This window comes from Delftia lacustris (assembly GCF_040267515.1).
GTDB lineage: Bacteria > Pseudomonadota > Gammaproteobacteria > Burkholderiales > Burkholderiaceae_C > Comamonas > Comamonas tsuruhatensis.
In genome coordinates, this window is the sequence record NZ_CP141274.1 from 2,272,296 (window position 1) to 2,287,359 (window position 15,064).

The 15,064-nt window shown below is 66.7% G+C and carries 10 protein-coding genes and 8 tRNA genes; all 18 read left to right on the forward strand.

All coding sequences use genetic code 11. From position 1 onward, the window contains the following. Positions 1 to 74: 74 nt before the first annotated feature. The 18 genes from folC (at position 75) to U6958_RS11735 (ending at position 15,064) form a co-directional block, all read left to right on the forward strand. A complete protein-coding gene (folC, locus tag U6958_RS11650; RefSeq protein ID WP_016449256.1) occupies positions 75 to 1,397 on the forward strand; it encodes a bifunctional tetrahydrofolate synthase/dihydrofolate synthase in 1,323 nt (440 codons plus the stop codon). A 71-nt stretch (positions 1,398 to 1,468) separates the two neighbouring features. Continuing rightward, entirely contained in the window at positions 1,469 to 2,404 is a 936-nt protein-coding gene (locus U6958_RS11655; protein WP_074921433.1) for an SPOR domain-containing protein, read from the forward strand. Positions 2,405 to 2,453: 49 nt separating this feature from the next. Next, the gene (locus U6958_RS11660; protein WP_016451425.1) at positions 2,454 to 2,945 is read left to right on the forward strand and encodes a CvpA family protein; all 492 of its coding nucleotides are present in this window, start codon (positions 2,454 to 2,456) and stop codon (positions 2,943 to 2,945) included. Positions 2,946 to 3,078: 133 nt separating this feature from the next. Next, entirely contained in the window at positions 3,079 to 4,587 is a 1,509-nt protein-coding gene (purF, locus tag U6958_RS11665; protein WP_074921434.1) for an amidophosphoribosyltransferase, read from the forward strand. 213 nt (positions 4,588 to 4,800) lie between these two features. Next, positions 4,801 to 6,015 carry an O-succinylhomoserine sulfhydrylase gene (locus U6958_RS11670; protein ID WP_074921435.1) on the forward strand — a complete coding sequence of 405 codons (1,215 nt, stop codon included), beginning with the start codon at positions 4,801 to 4,803 and terminating at the stop codon, positions 6,013 to 6,015. Beyond that, on the forward strand, positions 6,012 to 7,418 hold the full coding sequence (gene gltX, locus U6958_RS11675; RefSeq protein ID WP_047218421.1) for a glutamate--tRNA ligase: 1,407 nt from the start codon (positions 6,012 to 6,014) through the stop codon (positions 7,416 to 7,418). The genes U6958_RS11670 and gltX overlap by 4 nt, the downstream gene beginning before the upstream one ends. 70 nt (positions 7,419 to 7,488) lie before the next feature. Beyond that, positions 7,489 to 7,564: transfer RNA gene (locus tag U6958_RS11680), tRNA-Ala, on the forward strand. 38 nt (positions 7,565 to 7,602) lie between these two features. After that, positions 7,603 to 7,678 (forward strand) — tRNA-Glu (locus tag U6958_RS11685). Positions 7,679 to 7,722: 44 nt separating this feature from the next. Beyond that, a tRNA-Asp gene (locus U6958_RS11690) sits at positions 7,723 to 7,799 on the forward strand. A gap of 71 nt (positions 7,800 to 7,870) precedes the next feature. Continuing rightward, positions 7,871 to 7,946: transfer RNA gene (locus U6958_RS11695), tRNA-Glu, on the forward strand. Between the two features lie 44 nt (positions 7,947 to 7,990). Beyond that, positions 7,991 to 8,067: transfer RNA gene (locus U6958_RS11700), tRNA-Asp, on the forward strand. A gap of 13 nt (positions 8,068 to 8,080) precedes the next feature. Beyond that, positions 8,081 to 8,156: transfer RNA gene (locus U6958_RS11705), tRNA-Ala, on the forward strand. A 39-nt stretch (positions 8,157 to 8,195) separates the two neighbouring features. Then, positions 8,196 to 8,271 (forward strand) — tRNA-Glu (locus U6958_RS11710). Positions 8,272 to 8,315: 44 nt separating this feature from the next. Continuing rightward, positions 8,316 to 8,392, forward strand: a tRNA-Asp gene (locus U6958_RS11715). Positions 8,393 to 8,634: 242 nt separating this feature from the next. Beyond that, positions 8,635 to 9,039 (forward strand): hypothetical protein, encoded by a 405-nt coding sequence (locus U6958_RS11720; protein ID WP_016450793.1) that lies wholly within the window; start codon positions 8,635 to 8,637, stop codon positions 9,037 to 9,039. 226 nt (positions 9,040 to 9,265) lie between these two features. After that, positions 9,266 to 10,711 (forward strand): TolC family protein, encoded by a 1,446-nt coding sequence (locus U6958_RS11725; RefSeq protein WP_070081035.1) that lies wholly within the window; start codon positions 9,266 to 9,268, stop codon positions 10,709 to 10,711. Between the two features lie 41 nt (positions 10,712 to 10,752). Then, entirely contained in the window at positions 10,753 to 11,970 is a 1,218-nt protein-coding gene (locus U6958_RS11730; RefSeq protein ID WP_016450795.1) for an efflux RND transporter periplasmic adaptor subunit, read from the forward strand. A 4-nt stretch (positions 11,971 to 11,974) separates the two neighbouring features. Then, a complete protein-coding gene (locus U6958_RS11735; RefSeq protein WP_074921436.1) occupies positions 11,975 to 15,064 on the forward strand; it encodes an efflux RND transporter permease subunit in 3,090 nt (1,029 codons plus the stop codon).

Consider the following 15,064-nt stretch of genomic DNA (forward strand, 5'->3'; position numbering starts at 1 on the left):
GTTGCAGTTGCCGCAGTCAATGGATGGCGAGGACCCCATAAGGACACTGTCCCTGGGTAACAATAGCGCGCAGTATGCACACCTCATTTCCCACATTGGATGCATGGCTCGCCTATTGCGAGCGCCTGCACCCCAAGAATATTGCGCTGGGCCTGGATCGCGTGCGCGAAGTTGCCCAGCGCCTGGACCTGCGTTTCGACTGCCCCGTGATCACGGTGGCGGGCACCAACGGCAAAGGATCGACCTGCGCCATGCTGGAGGCCGTGGCGCTTCAATCGGGCTTTCGCCCCGGCGTCTACACATCGCCGCATCTGGTGCATTTCGAGGAACGCTGCCGCGTGGGCGGCGAGATCGTGAAGGCCGCCGAGCTGCTGCCGCAGTTCGAGGCCGTGGAGCAGGCGCGCGTGCAGGGCACGGAAGTGGCGCTCACCTATTTCGAGTTCACCACGCTGGCCATCCTGCGGCTGATGAGCCAGTCCAGGCTGGATGTGGCGATTCTCGAGGTGGGCCTGGGCGGGCGGCTGGATGCCACCAATGTGATCGACGCCGATTGCGCCGTCATCACCAGCATCGACATCGACCATGTGGAATTCCTGGGGCCGGACCGCGAGAGCATCGGCCGCGAGAAGGCCGGCATCATGCGCGCCGGCCGGCCTGTGGTGGTCAGCGATCCCATGCCGCCGCAAAGCGTGCTGGACCATGCACAGGCCATTGGCGCCGATCTCTGGCGCCTGGGCCAGGACTTCAATTTCTCGGGCGACAAGCAGCAGTGGGGCTGGGCCGGACGCGGGCGGCGCTATGCCGGTCTGGCCTATCCGGCGCTGCGCGGCGCCAACCAGCTGGTCAATGCATCGGGTGCGCTGGCCGCGCTCGAGGCCATCCGCAGCCGCCTCCCCGTCACGGCCCAGGCCGTGCGCACGGGGCTGGCCATGGTCGAGCTGCCGGGCCGTTTCCAGATCATTCCGGGCCAGCCCACGCTGGTGCTGGACGTGGCGCACAACCCGCATTCGGTGGCGGCGCTGACGGCCAACCTCGATGCCATGGGCTACTTTCCCTGCACGCATGCGGTCTTCGGCGCCATGCACGACAAGGACCTGGCCCCCATGCTGGCCAGGATTGCCCCGCTGATCGACCGCTGGTATCTCACCGACCTGCCCACGCCGCGCGCCGAGAGCGCCGAGGTGCTGCGCCAGAAGATCGAAGCCCTGCCGCCCGCGCCGGGCGTGCCGCGCGAGATCTCGCTGGCCACCTTCGCAAACCCGCAGCTGGCGCTGGATGCCGCGGTTCTTGCAGCAGGTCCCACTGATAGAATCGTGGTCTTTGGCTCGTTCTTCACGGTGGGCGGCGTGCTGCAGGACGGCCCGCCCCGGCTGAACGCCAAGCATCTGGGCACCTGAATCCAGTGATCCGCACCGCAAACGGCCATCGTGGCTGCCTGTGGTGGCCGATCTGAACGAGTCCGCACTCCATGGCATTTTTCAATTTTCGTTGGCCCGGCAAAAAAGACGACGGTGATTCGTCGTCCGCATCGAGGCGGCCCACACGGCTGGGACAGGCGGAAAGCGTCGATGTCATGCGCCGCCGGGCGCGCCACCGCCTCATCGGCGCTGCCGTGCTGGTCCTGGCGGGCGTGGTGGGTTTCCCCCTGCTGTTCGACACGCAGCCGCGTCCGATTCCCGTGGACATCCCCATCGAGATTCCCGACCGCGACAAGGTCGCTCCTCTGGTCGTGCCCGGCGCCAATGCCGTGGACGCCCATCCGCACCAGGGCGCCGCATCCCCGGCAGGCCGCGTGCCGGCCCAGGCCTCGCTGGGCGCCGACGAGGAAGAGGTTCCCATGGGCAGGCCTTCCGTGCCCGTGGCGCCAGCCGTCTCGCAGGTGGCTCCGGTCAAGCCGGAAGCAAAGCCCGAAACCCGGCCCGAGGCAAAGCCTGAGCCCAAGCCCGCCGCCAAGCCTGAGACCAAACCCGAGCCCAAGCCGGAACCCAGGCCCAAGCCCGAGCCGGCCAAACCCGAACACAAGCCGGAGCCCAAGCCCGAACCCAAACCCGAGCCGAAGCCAAAGCCCGAACCCAAGCCCGAACCCAAGCCCGAGCCGTCCAGGAGCGACGACGCCGCGCGTGCCCGGGCCCTGCTGGAAGGTCGCAGCGCACCGGCGGCTGCTGCGGCGACGGACGAGCGCTTCATCGTGCAGGTCGGCGCCTTCTCCGATGCCGGCAAGGCCCAGGAAATCCGCGCCAAGCTGGAGCTGGCGGGCCTGAAGACTTTCACGCAGGTGGTGGACACCAAGGACGGCAAGCGCACGCGTGTGCGTGTGGGCCCGTTCAACGGCCGTGCCGAGGCCGACAAGGCGGCGGCGCGCGTCAAGGGCCAGGGCCTGCCGGCGTCGGTGCTCAAGCTCTGAGGCGGTGACGTACATCTTGCAAAGCAGCACAGGCGCACAGAGATAGCGTATGTCCACGGTGGACTGGGTTTTGCTGGCCTGCGTGCTGGCATCGATGCTGCTAGGTGCCTGGCGCGGGCTGGTGTATGAGGTGCTGTCGCTGCTCGGCTGGCTGGTGGCCTTTGTCGTGGCTCGCATCTGGGCAGCCGACGTGGCGCTGTGGCTGCCCATGCAGGACTGGGACATGCAGCTGCGCTATGCCGCAGGCTTTGTGCTGTTGTTCGTGCTGGCGCTGTTCGGCTGGGGCCTGGTGTCCTGGCTGTCGCGCCGGCTGATCGAGGCGGTGGGCCTGAGGCCCGTGGACCGCACGCTGGGCGCGCTGTTCGGCGTGCTGCGCGGGGCGCTGCTGGCCCTGGTGGCAACGATGGTGATCAGCTACACGCCGCTGCACCAGGGACAGTGGTGGCAGGATTCAGCCCTGGCGCCGTGGCTGATGCAGGCGCTGGCTGCGGTTTTGCCGCAGCTGCCGCAGGAATGGGGACGCTATCTGCCGGCTGCATGACAAGGCGCTGCAGCGCAGGAGTCGGCTGGCAGAAACAGTTTGGATAGAGAAATCGGGCGCAGGCGTGGCCAATGGGTGGCTGCTACGGCCCAGACAGCGAAGGGCGACCTTCGCAAACGGATGGAACGCAACTATGTGTGGAATCGTTGGTGTAGTCAGCACCGCGCCCGTGAATCAACTGATCTATGACGCCCTGCTGCTGCTGCAGCACCGTGGCCAGGATGCCGCCGGCATCGTGACCCAGCAGGAGCGCAAGTTCTTCATGCACAAGGCCAAGGGCATGGTGCGCGACGTGTTCCGCACCCGCAACATGCGCGCCCTGCCGGGCACGGTGGGCCTGGGCCAGGTGCGCTACCCGACGGCCGGCAACGCGACCAGCGAGGAAGAGGCCCAGCCCTTCTACGTGAACGCGCCCTTCGGCATCGTCATGGTGCACAACGGCAACCTCACCAACGCCAAGCAGCTGCGCGAGGAACTGTCGGACACCGACCACCGCCATACCAACACCGAGAGCGACTCCGAAGTCCTGCTCAACGTGCTGGCCCACGAGCTGGCCCGCGCCAGCAGCGGCGCACCGCTCAAGAGCGAAGACGTCTTCCAGGCCGTCAGCGCCGTGCACAAGCGCATCAAGGGCTCGTACGCCGTGATCGCGCTGATTGCGGGCTACGGCCTGCTGGCCTTCCGCGACCCCTTCGGCATCCGTCCCCTGTGCATGGGCCGCAGCGCCGACGGCACGGTGATGCTGGCCAGCGAATCCGTGGCCCTGGAAGGCACGCTGCACCAGCTCGAGCGCGATGTCGCTCCGGGTGAAGCCGTGTTCGTGCACAGCGACGGCCAGGTCGAAACCCGCCAGTGCGCCGAAAAGAGCGAGCTGCACCCCTGCGTGTTCGAGTACGTATACCTGGCCCGTCCGGACTCGGTGCTCGACGGCATCTCCGTCTACCAGGCGCGCCTGAACATGGGCGAGACGCTGGCCAAGCGCGTGGTCTCCACCGTGCCGCCCAACGAGATCGACGCCATCATCCCGATTCCGGAATCCAGCCGGCCCAGCGCCATGCAGCTGGCCCAGCTGCTGGGCATCCCCTACCGCGAAGGCTTCGTCAAGAACCGCTACGTGGGCCGCACCTTCATCATGCCGGGCCAGGCCTCGCGCAAGAAATCCGTGCGCCAGAAGCTCAACGCCATCGGCAGCGAGTTCAAGGGCCGCAAGGTGCTGCTGGTGGACGACTCCATCGTGCGCGGCACCACCTCCAAGGAAATCGTGCAGATGGCGCGTGACGCCGGCGCCGTCAAGGTCTACCTGGCCTCGGCCGCTCCTCCGGTGCGCCATCCCAACGTCTACGGCATCGACATGCCCACGCGCGCCGAACTGGTGGCGCATGGCCGCACGGTCGAGGAAATCCGCCAGGTCATCGGCGCCGACGCGCTGATCTACCAGGACGTGGCCGCCATGAAGCAGACCGTGGGCAAGATCAATCCGCAGGTGCAGGGCTTCGAGGCCTCGTGCTTCGACGGCGTCTACATCACGGGCGACATCTCCGAGGACGAAGTCACGGCACTCAATGAAGGCCGCAACCGCGGCGGCGAGGAAGAGTCCAGCGACGCCTCGCGCCTGTCCCTGCCCAACGCCCAGGAAGCCTGAGCCCGAGCCTGAGTCAGAGCGATCGGGCTTCAGTGACAATACGGGGGCGGGCCTGAGGCCCGCCCTTTTTTGACAAATGAGCTAAAAGCGCTGGTGCTGGAGGACTGCAGGCTGCAACGCCCAGCAAGTCCCCAGGTGACAAGTGTTTCTAGCTCCTTTTTTCCGGGCACCGCCGCCATCGGCGGGCCGCGCCCGACCCCAAGGACCATCAACGTGACGAACAAGACACTTCCCGAAGGCCTGCATCCCGATACGCTGGCCCTGCGCGTGGGCGTGGAACGAAGCCAGTGGGGCGAGCACAGCGAAGCCCTGTACATGACCAGCAGCTTCGTGCAGCCCGACTGCGCAACGGCAGCGCGCCGCTTCGCCAACGAAGAGCCCGGCTACACCTACAGCCGCACCTCCAACCCCACGGTGACCAGCTTCGAGCAGCGCCTGGCTGCCATGGAAGGCACGGAATGCGCCGTGGCCACGTCCACGGGCATGTCGGCCATCTTGCTGGTGGCGCTGACCACGCTCAAGGCGGGCGACCATGTGATCTGCTCGCAGTCCATGTTCGGCTCCACCATCAAGCTGCTGGGCGGCGAGATGGCGCGCTTCGGCATCGAGACCAGCTTTGTCTCGCAGACCGATGTGCAGGCCTGGAAGGCCGCCATCCGTCCCAACACGCGATTGCTGTTCGCCGAGACGCCGACCAACCCGCTGACCGACCTGTGCGACATCGCCGCGCTGGCCGAGCTGGCGCACGCCCATGGCGCGCTGCTGGCCGTGGACAACAGCTTTGCCTCGCCCGTGCTGCAGCAGCCTGCCAAGTTCGGTGCCGACCTGGTCGTGCACTCCGGCACCAAGCTGCTGGACGGCCAGGGCCGCGTCATGTCGGGCGCCGTCTGCGGCACGACGGCACTGGTGGACAAGGTCATGGGCACCTTCCTGCGCAGCGGCGGCCTGAACCTGGCGCCGTTCAACGCCTGGGTGGTGCTCAAGGGGCTGGAGACGCTGTCCCTGCGCGTGAAGGCGCAAAGCGCCTCCGCGCTGGAGCTGGCCACCTGGCTGGAAGCCCATCCCAAGGTCGCCCGCGTCTACTACCCGGGCCTGGCCAGCCACCCGCAGCACGAGCTGGCCATGCGCCAGCAAAACGGCATGGGCGGCGGCGTGCTGTCCTTCGACGTGGTGGGCGAGGGCGCCGAACAGCTGCGCGCCAACGCCTTCCATGTGGCCGACAGCACCCGGGTGTGCTCGATCACGGCCAACCTGGGCGACGTCAAGACCACCATCACCCATCCGGCCAGCACCTCGCATGGCCGCCTGAGCGAAGAGCAGCGCCGTGCCGCCGGCATCGGCCAGGGCCTGCTGCGCATCTCCGTCGGACTGGAATACCTGGGCGACCTCAAGAACGATCTCTCCCGCGGACTGGATACCCTGCAATGACACAAAAAGTACGTACCCGTTTTGCCCCGTCTCCCACGGGCTTCATCCACCTGGGCAACATCCGCTCGGCCCTGTATCCCTGGGCCTTTGCGCGCGCCACGGGCGGCGATTTCATCCTGCGCATCGAGGACACCGACGTGGAGCGCTCCACCCAGGCCTCGGTGGACGTGATCATCGAAGGCATGGCTTGGCTGCAGCTGGACCATGACGAAGGTCCGTTCTATCAAATGCAGCGCATGGACCGCTACAAGGAGGTGCTGGCCGGCCTGCAGGCTTCGGGCCATGTCTACCCCTGCTACATGAGCGTGGAAGAACTCGACGCCCTGCGCGAGCGCCAGATGGCCAACAAGGAAAAGCCGCGCTACGACGGCACCTGGCGCCCTGAGGAAGGCAAGGTGCTGCCGCCCGTGCCCGAAGGCGTGCGTCCCGTGCTGCGCTTCAAGACGCCGAAGGGCGGCGTCGTGGCCTGGGAAGACAAGTGCAAGGGCCGCATCGAGTTCCAGAACAGCGAGCTGGACGACCTGGTGATCGCGCGCCCCGATGGCACGCCCACCTACAACTTCTGCGTCTGCGTGGACGACATGGACATGGCCATCACCCATGTCATCCGTGGCGACGACCACGTCAACAACACGCCGCGCCAGATCCACATCTTCGAGGCCCTGGGCGCCAGCGTGCCAGTGTTCGCCCATCTGCCCACCGTGCTCAACGAGCAGGGCGAGAAGATGAGCAAGCGCAACGGCGCCAAGGCCGTCACCCAGTACCGCGACGAAGGCTACCTGCCCGACGCCATGGTCAACTACCTGGCCCGCCTGGGCTGGAGCCATGGCGACGACGAAATCTTCAGCCGCGCCCAGTTCCTGGAGTGGTTCAACCTGGACCACCTGGGCCGCAGCGCAGGCCAGTTCGACGAGGCCAAGCTGCGCTGGGTCAACGCCCAGCACCTGAAGGCCCTGGACGATGCGGCCCTGGCAGAGCTGGTGCGCCCCTTCGTGCTCAAGACCGGGCTGGACCAGGCCCTGCTCGACGCAGACGACCGCCTGCCGCGCATCTGCGCCCTGTTCAAGGACCGCTGCGAAACCCTGGTCGATCTGGCCGGCTGGGTGCGCCTGTTCTACGTGGACGCCTTCGACCGCAACGCCGAAGACCTGGCAAAGCACGTGACCGACGCCGTGGCGCCCGCCCTGGACGCCTTCGCCGAAGGCATCGCCTCGGTGGAGTGGAGCAAGGAAGCCATTGCTGCCCTGATCAAGGAAGTGCTCAAGGCCCAGGGCCTGAAGATGCCGCAACTGGCCATGCCGGTGCGCGTGCTGACGCTGGGCACAGCGCACACGCCTTCGGTGGACGCGGTGCTGGAGCTGCTGGGTCGTGAAAAAATTCTGGCGCGTTTGAAAAACCGCTGAAAACCTGTCTATAATTCGAGTCTCTGATGCAAACGCAGCAACTAACAAGAAGCAGCGATTGCAGCATGAAGGGGGTATAGCTCAGCTGGGAGAGCGCTTGCATGGCATGCAAGAGGTCATCGGTTCGATCCCGTTTACCTCCACCAAAATTGAGACTTGAGTTTGTAACGCAAGTTCTAGGATTGACCCTATCGTCTAGAGGCCTAGGACATCACCCTTTCACGGTGAGTACCGGGGTTCGAATCCCCGTAGGGTCGCCAAGTTTGCAGCACTTGGCTCGCAAGAGCGCAAAAGCTGTCTGCCAGGAGTGGTAGTTCAGTTGGTTAGAATACCGGCCTGTCACGCCGGGGGTCGCGGGTTCGAGTCCCGTCCACTCCGCCAAAATTTGTCGCTTGGTATGTAAGCGCCTTTGAAACACGAAGGCGCTTTTTTATCGGCGGATCACAGGCTGTGACCCTATCGTCTAGAGGCCTAGGACATCACCCTTTCACGGTGAGTACCGGGGTTCGAATCCCCGTAGGGTCGCCAAGTTTGCAGCACTTGGCTCGCAAGAGCACAAAAGCTGTCTGCCAGGAGTGGTAGTTCAGTTGGTTAGAATACCGGCCTGTCACGCCGGGGGTCGCGGGTTCGAGTCCCGTCCACTCCGCCAGTATCGGATTCTTGGGGGTATAGCTCAGCTGGGAGAGCGCTTGCATGGCATGCAAGAGGTCATCGGTTCGATCCCGTTTACCTCCACCAAAAATCGAGACTTGAGTTTGTAACGCAAGTTCTAGGATTGACCCTATCGTCTAGAGGCCTAGGACATCACCCTTTCACGGTGAGTACCGGGGTTCGAATCCCCGTAGGGTCGCCAAGTTTGCAGCACTTGGCTCGAAAGAGCGCAAAAGCTGTCTGCCAGGAGTGGTAGTTCAGTTGGTTAGAATACCGGCCTGTCACGCCGGGGGTCGCGGGTTCGAGTCCCGTCCACTCCGCCAGATTCCTTGTGCAAACCGCCGCGTTTGCGCAGACAAGAAGCCACCGCAAGGTGGCTTTTTTGTTTCTGGTTGTTGCAGTTTTCGGTGTGACTTCTTCACATGGAAAGCCTTTGTGCACAAAACACGATCTATTGCCCAGATTTTTTAAGGGCAAACCCGGAACTTTCCCTCAACATTCGTAACAATAGACGGTGTCCTGTTTGCAGGGCGTCCATCTTTCACCGACTCGTCTGCCCCGCTCCATGCGCCTTGCGCCATCGTTTGTCTTTTCGTTGCTGATGCTGCTGTCCATCTTCTGCGGGCAGGTGGCAGCTTCGGCATCTTCCGATGGACTGGAAGGCGATGGCCTGCTGGCGCACCATCCCGTCGTGACCATCGATGAGGAATTCCTCGAGGAACTCGCGGAAGTCGAGGAAGACGACGAGACCGAGTTTGCCGAGCTGACGGCACACAGCGGCAACAAGCGCCAGCTGCTGGCCCTGCTGGCCTGCGGCGAGGACCGTTCCGCCGAGATGTACTGGCCGCCCGAGCCCATCGCCGTGCAGGTGGTGTCGCTGTGGGCCCCGCCTTCGACCTATTCCCAGGCGCACCTGTCGCCCGCCCCGGGCCAGCTGCTGCGCCCTCCAAGACCTTCCCTGCTCGGCTGACCGCATATTGCGGCGCAGGCATGCCTTGTGCCCCTTGCGCCCCTTGTCGGCTGACGCATCCCACTGCCTGATCACTGCTCGTGCGCGCCTTGCTGGCGTGCACGCCATGCCGTCGTCCGCGCGCTGACTGCGCACGGCGCGGCCATGCCCGTTCCCGCGTGGTCCGCAGGGAAGGGCCCATCTCTTACTCAACCCCTCGACTGTCGCTTTGCGGCAGATGCATGCCATGGTGAATCCAACGGTATTGGCGGGAATGGCCCCCGCCCGTTTTCCATCCTGTTCGCGCAAGGTCCTGCAAGGCGCGATCTGCAGCCTGCTGGTGGGCTGGGGTGCTGGCGCTTCGGCGCAGGCCCACCCCCCTGGCAAGCCCCAGGCGTCCCAGGCGCCCCTGACGCAGGCGGCTCCGGCCGCCGCCGAGGCCGCGGCGTCCCGTACGCCGATCGTGCCGAAGGCCGGTTCGGCCGCAGAGGCGCCTTCGGTGGCTTCGGCCGCCGCACAGCGCCTGCCCCAGCTGAGCCTGAACGAGGTCGTTCGCGCCGTGCTGGACCACAACCCCGATCTGCGCGCTGTCGAGCAGTCCCGGACCACGGCGCGCGCAGGCGTGGTCAGCGCCTCGGCGCTGCCCAATCCCAAGCTCGAATGGAACCAGGGCCGCAACAGCGCCCGCGTTCCGGGCGCGGCAGCCGGCACGGTGCAGGGCTGGGCCGTGGCCTTGCCCATCGAGAACCCCGCCGTGCGAGGTGCGCGCGTGGAGGCCGCGAGGGCAGGCGAGCAGGGCTCGGTGCACTTCGTGGCGACCACGCGCAATGCGCTGGTGGCCCAGGTGCGGCTGCGCGCCTACGAAATGGTCCTGCGCGAGGCGGAGGTCGAGGCCGCCAAGGAGGCGGTGCGCCTTCTGGAGCAGGCCCATGAGCGCGTCCGCGTCCGCGTGGACAGCGGCGAGGCGGCCCGCTACGAAATCATCAAGGCCGATGCCGAAATCATCCAGGCGCGCCAGCAGGAGCAGACCGCAAGGCTGCGTGCCGAGCAGGCGCAGCTGGCGCTGGGCCGCCTGGCCGCAGGCCAGCTGCCCGTGCGCTTCCGCCTGGATGTGTCGCTGGAGGATCCGCTGCGCATCGAGGACATGGGCGAGATCGATCCCATGGAGCATCCCGAACTGCGCCAGCTCAAGGCGGAGGTCGAGCGTGCCCAGGCGCGGCTTGACGGTGCCAAGGCCTCGCGCTGGCCGGGCGTGGAGCTGCGCTACGGCCAGACGCGCGAGCCCGATGTGCGCCTGAACACGGTGGGCGTGAGCATCCAGATCCCCTTGCTCGACCAGCACCGCGGCCCCATCGACGAGGCGGCCTCCGAGCTGGAGCGCGCGCGTCTGCAGCTGGAAGGCCGGCAGATCGAGCTGCGCCAGCAGACGCTGCAGGCCTGGAAGGAGCTGGAGATGGCGCGACTGCGCACCCAGGCACTGAGCCAGGGTTCGGTGCGCGAGGCCGAGTCGGCCCTGCGCGTGGCCGAGGCCGCCTACCGCTTCGGCGAGCGCGGCATTCTCGATGTGCTCGATGCGCAGCGCGTGCTGCGCTCCATCCGTGCAGACCTGCTCGACGCGCGCTACCAGCTGCAGGCGGCGCGCATACAGCTCGAATACCTGGCGGGCCGCTACGACGATCCGTCCGCGCTGTGAAGCGCGCCGTCCCTGCCTCACACCCGAAATCAGAAACGAACATGTCCTTGAATATGCATCCGCAACCCATCGCCGCCCGCGCAGGCAGCAGCACCTTGGTGAACTCCCTGGCCCTGGCCGGCCTGCTGGCCGCAACGCTGGCGCTGAGCGCCTGCGGCAAGAACGAAGAGGCCGAAGCCAAGGCGGCGCCCGCAGCGGCCGCTGCGCAGGAGCAGGACCCGATGGAGGTCCGCGTCACCGCCGAGATGGCGCCCAACTTCGCCGTCAAGCCCGTGGCGCAGGCGCAGATCGCGCTGCTGCAGGAGGTGTCCGGCCGCATCGAGGCCAATGAGCGCCAGGTCACCCGCATTGGCGCGGCCGCCACGGGACGCGTGACCGAAGTGCTGGTCGAAGTGGGCGACCGCGTGCGCGCGGGCCAGGTGCTGGCCCGCGTGGCCAGCCCCGAGCTGACCACCGCCCAGCTGGCCTATCTGCGTGCACACTCCGCCGCCACGCTGGCCGAGCGCGGCGTGGAGCGCGCGCGCCAGCTGATAGCCGCCGACGTCATCGGCTCGGCCGAGCTGCAGCGCCGCGAGTCCGAGCTGTCGATTGCGCGCGCCGAGCAGCGCGCTGCCGGCGACCAGTTGCGCCTGATCGGCATTCCCGACAGCGCCATCGCCCAGCTGCGCGACAAGGGCACGCTGCAGTCGCATGCGGCCGTGCTGTCCACAGGGGCCGGCGTGGTGATCGAGCGCAAGGTCAGCTCCGGCCAGGTGACCCAGCCCGGCGATCCGCTGTTCACCGTGGCCGACCTGAGCAGCGTCTGGGTGGTGGGCGCGATCCCCGAGCAGATGGCCAGCGGCGTGCGTGCCGGCCAGGCCGTGGAGATCGCCGTGCCCGCCCTGGGCGAGCGCGTGCTGTCCGGCCAAATCGTGCATGTGGGCGACACCGTGACGCCCGAGACCCGCACCGTCACCATCCGCACCCAGGTGGACAACCCCGAGCGCGACCTCAAGCCCCAGATGCTGGCCACCATGCGCATCCAGGGCGAGGTGCGCCAGCTGCTGGCCGTGCCGGCCGAGGCCGTGGTGCGCGAGAACGACCGCGACCATGTCTTCGTCAAGAAGGGCGAGAACCACTACCGCCTCACGCCCGTCGAGCTGGGCACCGCCAGCGGCGGCATGCGCCCCGTGAACAAGGGCGTGGCCGATGGCACGGTCATCGTCACCACGGGTGCCTTCCACCTGAACAACGAGCGCAAGCGCGCAGAGCTGGAGTAAGCCCATGATCGCTTCCATGATCCGGGCCGCACTGAGCCAGCGGCTCATCGTGATCGTGCTCTCGCTGGTGCTGTGCGGCTTCGGCCTGCGCGCCGCCATGAATCTGTCGGTGGATGCCTTTCCTGACGTGACCAACGTCCAGGTCCAGGTGGCCACCGAGGCGCCAGGCCGTTCGCCCGAGGAAATCGAGCGCTTCGTGACCGTGCCGCTGGAAATCGCCATGACCGGCATGCCGGGCCTGGTGGAGATGCGCTCGCTCAACAAGAGCGGCCTGTCCATCATCACCCTGGTCTTCACCGATGCCACCGACGTGTACTTTGCACGCCAGCTCGTCACCGAGCGGCTGATGGAGGTCACGCCGCGCATGCCCGCAGGCATCATCCCCGTGCTGGGGCCGGTGTCCACGGGCCTGGGCGAGGTCTACCAGTACACGCTGGACCATCCCGACGACGGCAAGCGGGCCCTCACGCCCGAGGAGCTGACCGAGCGCCGCACCATCCAGGACTGGGTGGCGCGCCCGCTGCTGCGCTCCATTCCCGGCGTGGCCGAAATCAACTCGCAGGGCGGCTACGTCAAGCAGTACCAGGTGGAGGTCGATCCCGGCCGGCTGCGCCACTACGGCCTGTCCGTGCGCCATGTGGTCCAGGCCATCGCCGACAACAACGCCAATGCCAGCGGCGGCATCCTGCCCCAGGTCACCGAGCAGTACCTGATCCGCGCCGTGGGCCTGGTCCAGTCGCTGGATGACATCGGCAACATCGTTCTCAAGCAGGAAGGCGGCGTGCCGGTCTTCGTGCGCGATGTGGCCGAGGTCCAGCTGGGCCAGGAAGTGCGCCAGGGCGCCATCATCAAGGGCGGCTATACCGAAGGCGTCTCCGGCATCGTGCTGATGATGCGCGGCGGCAATGCCAAGGAGGTGGTCACCCGCGTGAAGGAGCGCGTGCAGGAGATCAACTCCAAGGGCATGCTCCCCGGCGGCCTGCAGATCGTTCCCTACTACGACCGTACCGACCTGGTCGACTCGGCGCTGTGGACCGTGGGCAAGGTGCTGATCGAGGGCATCCTGCTCGTGGTCGTGGTGCTCTTCATCTTCCTGGGTGACGTGCGCTCCAGCCTGATCGTGGTGGCCACGCTGATCATCACGCCGCTGACCACCTTCATCATGATGAACCGCTGGGGCATCTCGGCCAACCTCATGTCGCTGGGGGGGCTGGCGATCGCCATCGGCCTCATGGTCGATGCCACCGTGGTGGTGGTGGAGAACGTGTTCCACAAGCTCGGCCAGGCCGGCGACAGCATGGGCGCACGCGTGCGCACCGTGCTGTCGGCCACCACCGAGGTGGCCACGCCCACCATCTTCGGCATCGCCATCATCATCCTGGTGTTCCTGCCGCTGATGACGCTGCAAGGCATCGAAGGCAAGATGTTCGGCCCGCTGGCGCTGACCATCGCGATCTCGCTGGCCGTCTCGCTGGCCGTGTCGCTGTTCCTGTCGCCCGTGCTGTGCTCGTACTTCCTCAAGGGCGGCGCGGACCATGACACGCGCCTGATCGCCTTCCTCAAGCGCCACTACCTGCGCCTGCTGGACCTGGCCACCGCGCGCAACCGCGCCACGCTGGCCGTGGCCGTGGCGCTGCTGCTGGGCTCGCTGGGACTGTTCCCGCTGCTGGGCAAGTCCTTCATGCCCACCATGAAGGAGGGGGCGCTGACGCCGCAGATCAACCGCGTGCCCAGCATCTCGCTGGACGAGTCCATCCGCATGGAAATGGCGGCGATGAAGTCCGTGGCAGAAGTGCCCGGCGTGCTCAGCGTGGTCTCCAAGCTCGGACGCGGCGAATCGCCGGCCGATCCCGCAGGCCCCAACGAGTCCGACCCCATCGTGCTGCTGGACCCCGAGTCCGACCGCACCCAGGACGAGATCGACGAAGACATCCGCCAGCGCCTGTCCTCGATCCCGGGCGTGCAGATCGTGCTGTCCCAGCCGATCTCCGAGCGCGTGGACGAAATGGTCACGGGCGTGCGCTCGCAACTGGCCATCAAGGTCTTCGGCGACGAGCTGAGCGAGCTGCGCGACGTGTCCGAGCAGGTCGCACGCATCCTCAAGAGCGTGCCGGGCAGCACGGACATCCGCGTCGAGCGCCTGTCAGGCCAGCAGGCTCTGACCGTGGATATCGACCGCAAGGCGATCGCCCGCCACGGCCTGAACGTCACCGACGTGCAGGGCGTGATCGAGTCGGCCATCGGCGGCAAGGAAGTGACCACGGTCTACGAGGGCGAGCGCCGCTACAACGTGGTGGTTCGCTTCCCCGAGCCGTTCCGCGGCTCGCCCGCCGCCATCGGCGCCACCTTGCTGACCACGGCCACGGGCGCCCAGGTGCCGCTGAGCAGCGTGGCCCGCATCGAGCTGGTGGACGGCCCCGCGCAGATCAGCCGCGAAGGCGGCAAGCGCCGCGTGGTGGTGGGAGCCAACGTGGAAGGGCGCGACCTGGGCGGCTTCGTGACCGAAGTGCAGCAGCGCATCGACAGTGAAGTGCAGTTGCCCGATGGCTACTACTTCAAGTACGGTGGCCAGTTCGAGAACATGGAGCGCGCCATGGGCACGCTGCAGATCATCGTGCCGCTGACCATCGTGGCCATCTTCTTCCTGCTGTTCGTGCTGTTCAACTCGGTCAAGCTGGCCGGGCTGATCATCCTGGTGCTGCCCTTCGCCTCCATCGGGGGACTGATAGGCCTGTTCGTCACGGGCGAATACGTGAGCGTGCCGGCGTCGGTGGGCTTCATCGCGCTGTGGGGCATTGCGGTGCTCAACGGCGTGGTGCTGGTCTCCTGCATCCGCAAGCTGCGCGAAGATGGCATGAACGTGGCCGAGGCCGTGCGCGAAGGCTGCGTGCAGCGCTTCCGCCCCGTGATGATGACGGCCACCGTCGCGCTGCTGGGCCTGGTGCCCTTCCTGTTCGCCACCGGCCCCGGCTCGGAGGTGCAACGCCCGCTGGCCATCGTGGTGATCGGTGGCCTGATCTCGTCCACCCTGCTCACGCTGGTGGTGTTGCCGACCCTGTACCGCTGGTTTGACGAAAAACCGCTGGAAGCCTGA

What these genes read in the sequence shown, in the direction of transcription:
- U6958_RS11660 (WP_016451425.1), top strand. Translation starts at nt 2,454, where the DNA reads ATGTCCACGGTGGACTGGGTTTTGCTGGCCTGCGTGCTGGCATCGATG.
- U6958_RS11655 (WP_074921433.1), top strand. Translation starts at nt 1,469, where the DNA reads ATGGCATTTTTCAATTTTCGTTGGCCCGGCAAAAAAGACGACGGTGAT.
- U6958_RS11730 (WP_016450795.1), top strand. Translation starts at nt 10,753, where the DNA reads ATGTCCTTGAATATGCATCCGCAACCCATCGCCGCCCGCGCAGGCAGC.
- U6958_RS11725 (WP_070081035.1), top strand. Translation starts at nt 9,266, where the DNA reads ATGGTGAATCCAACGGTATTGGCGGGAATGGCCCCCGCCCGTTTTCCA.
- folC (WP_016449256.1), top strand. Translation starts at nt 75, where the DNA reads ATGCACACCTCATTTCCCACATTGGATGCATGGCTCGCCTATTGCGAG.
- gltX (WP_047218421.1), top strand. Translation starts at nt 6,012, where the DNA reads ATGACACAAAAAGTACGTACCCGTTTTGCCCCGTCTCCCACGGGCTTC.
- U6958_RS11735 (WP_074921436.1), top strand. Translation starts at nt 11,975, where the DNA reads ATGATCGCTTCCATGATCCGGGCCGCACTGAGCCAGCGGCTCATCGTG.
- purF (WP_074921434.1), top strand. Translation starts at nt 3,079, where the DNA reads ATGTGTGGAATCGTTGGTGTAGTCAGCACCGCGCCCGTGAATCAACTG.
- U6958_RS11720 (WP_016450793.1), top strand. Translation starts at nt 8,635, where the DNA reads ATGCGCCTTGCGCCATCGTTTGTCTTTTCGTTGCTGATGCTGCTGTCC.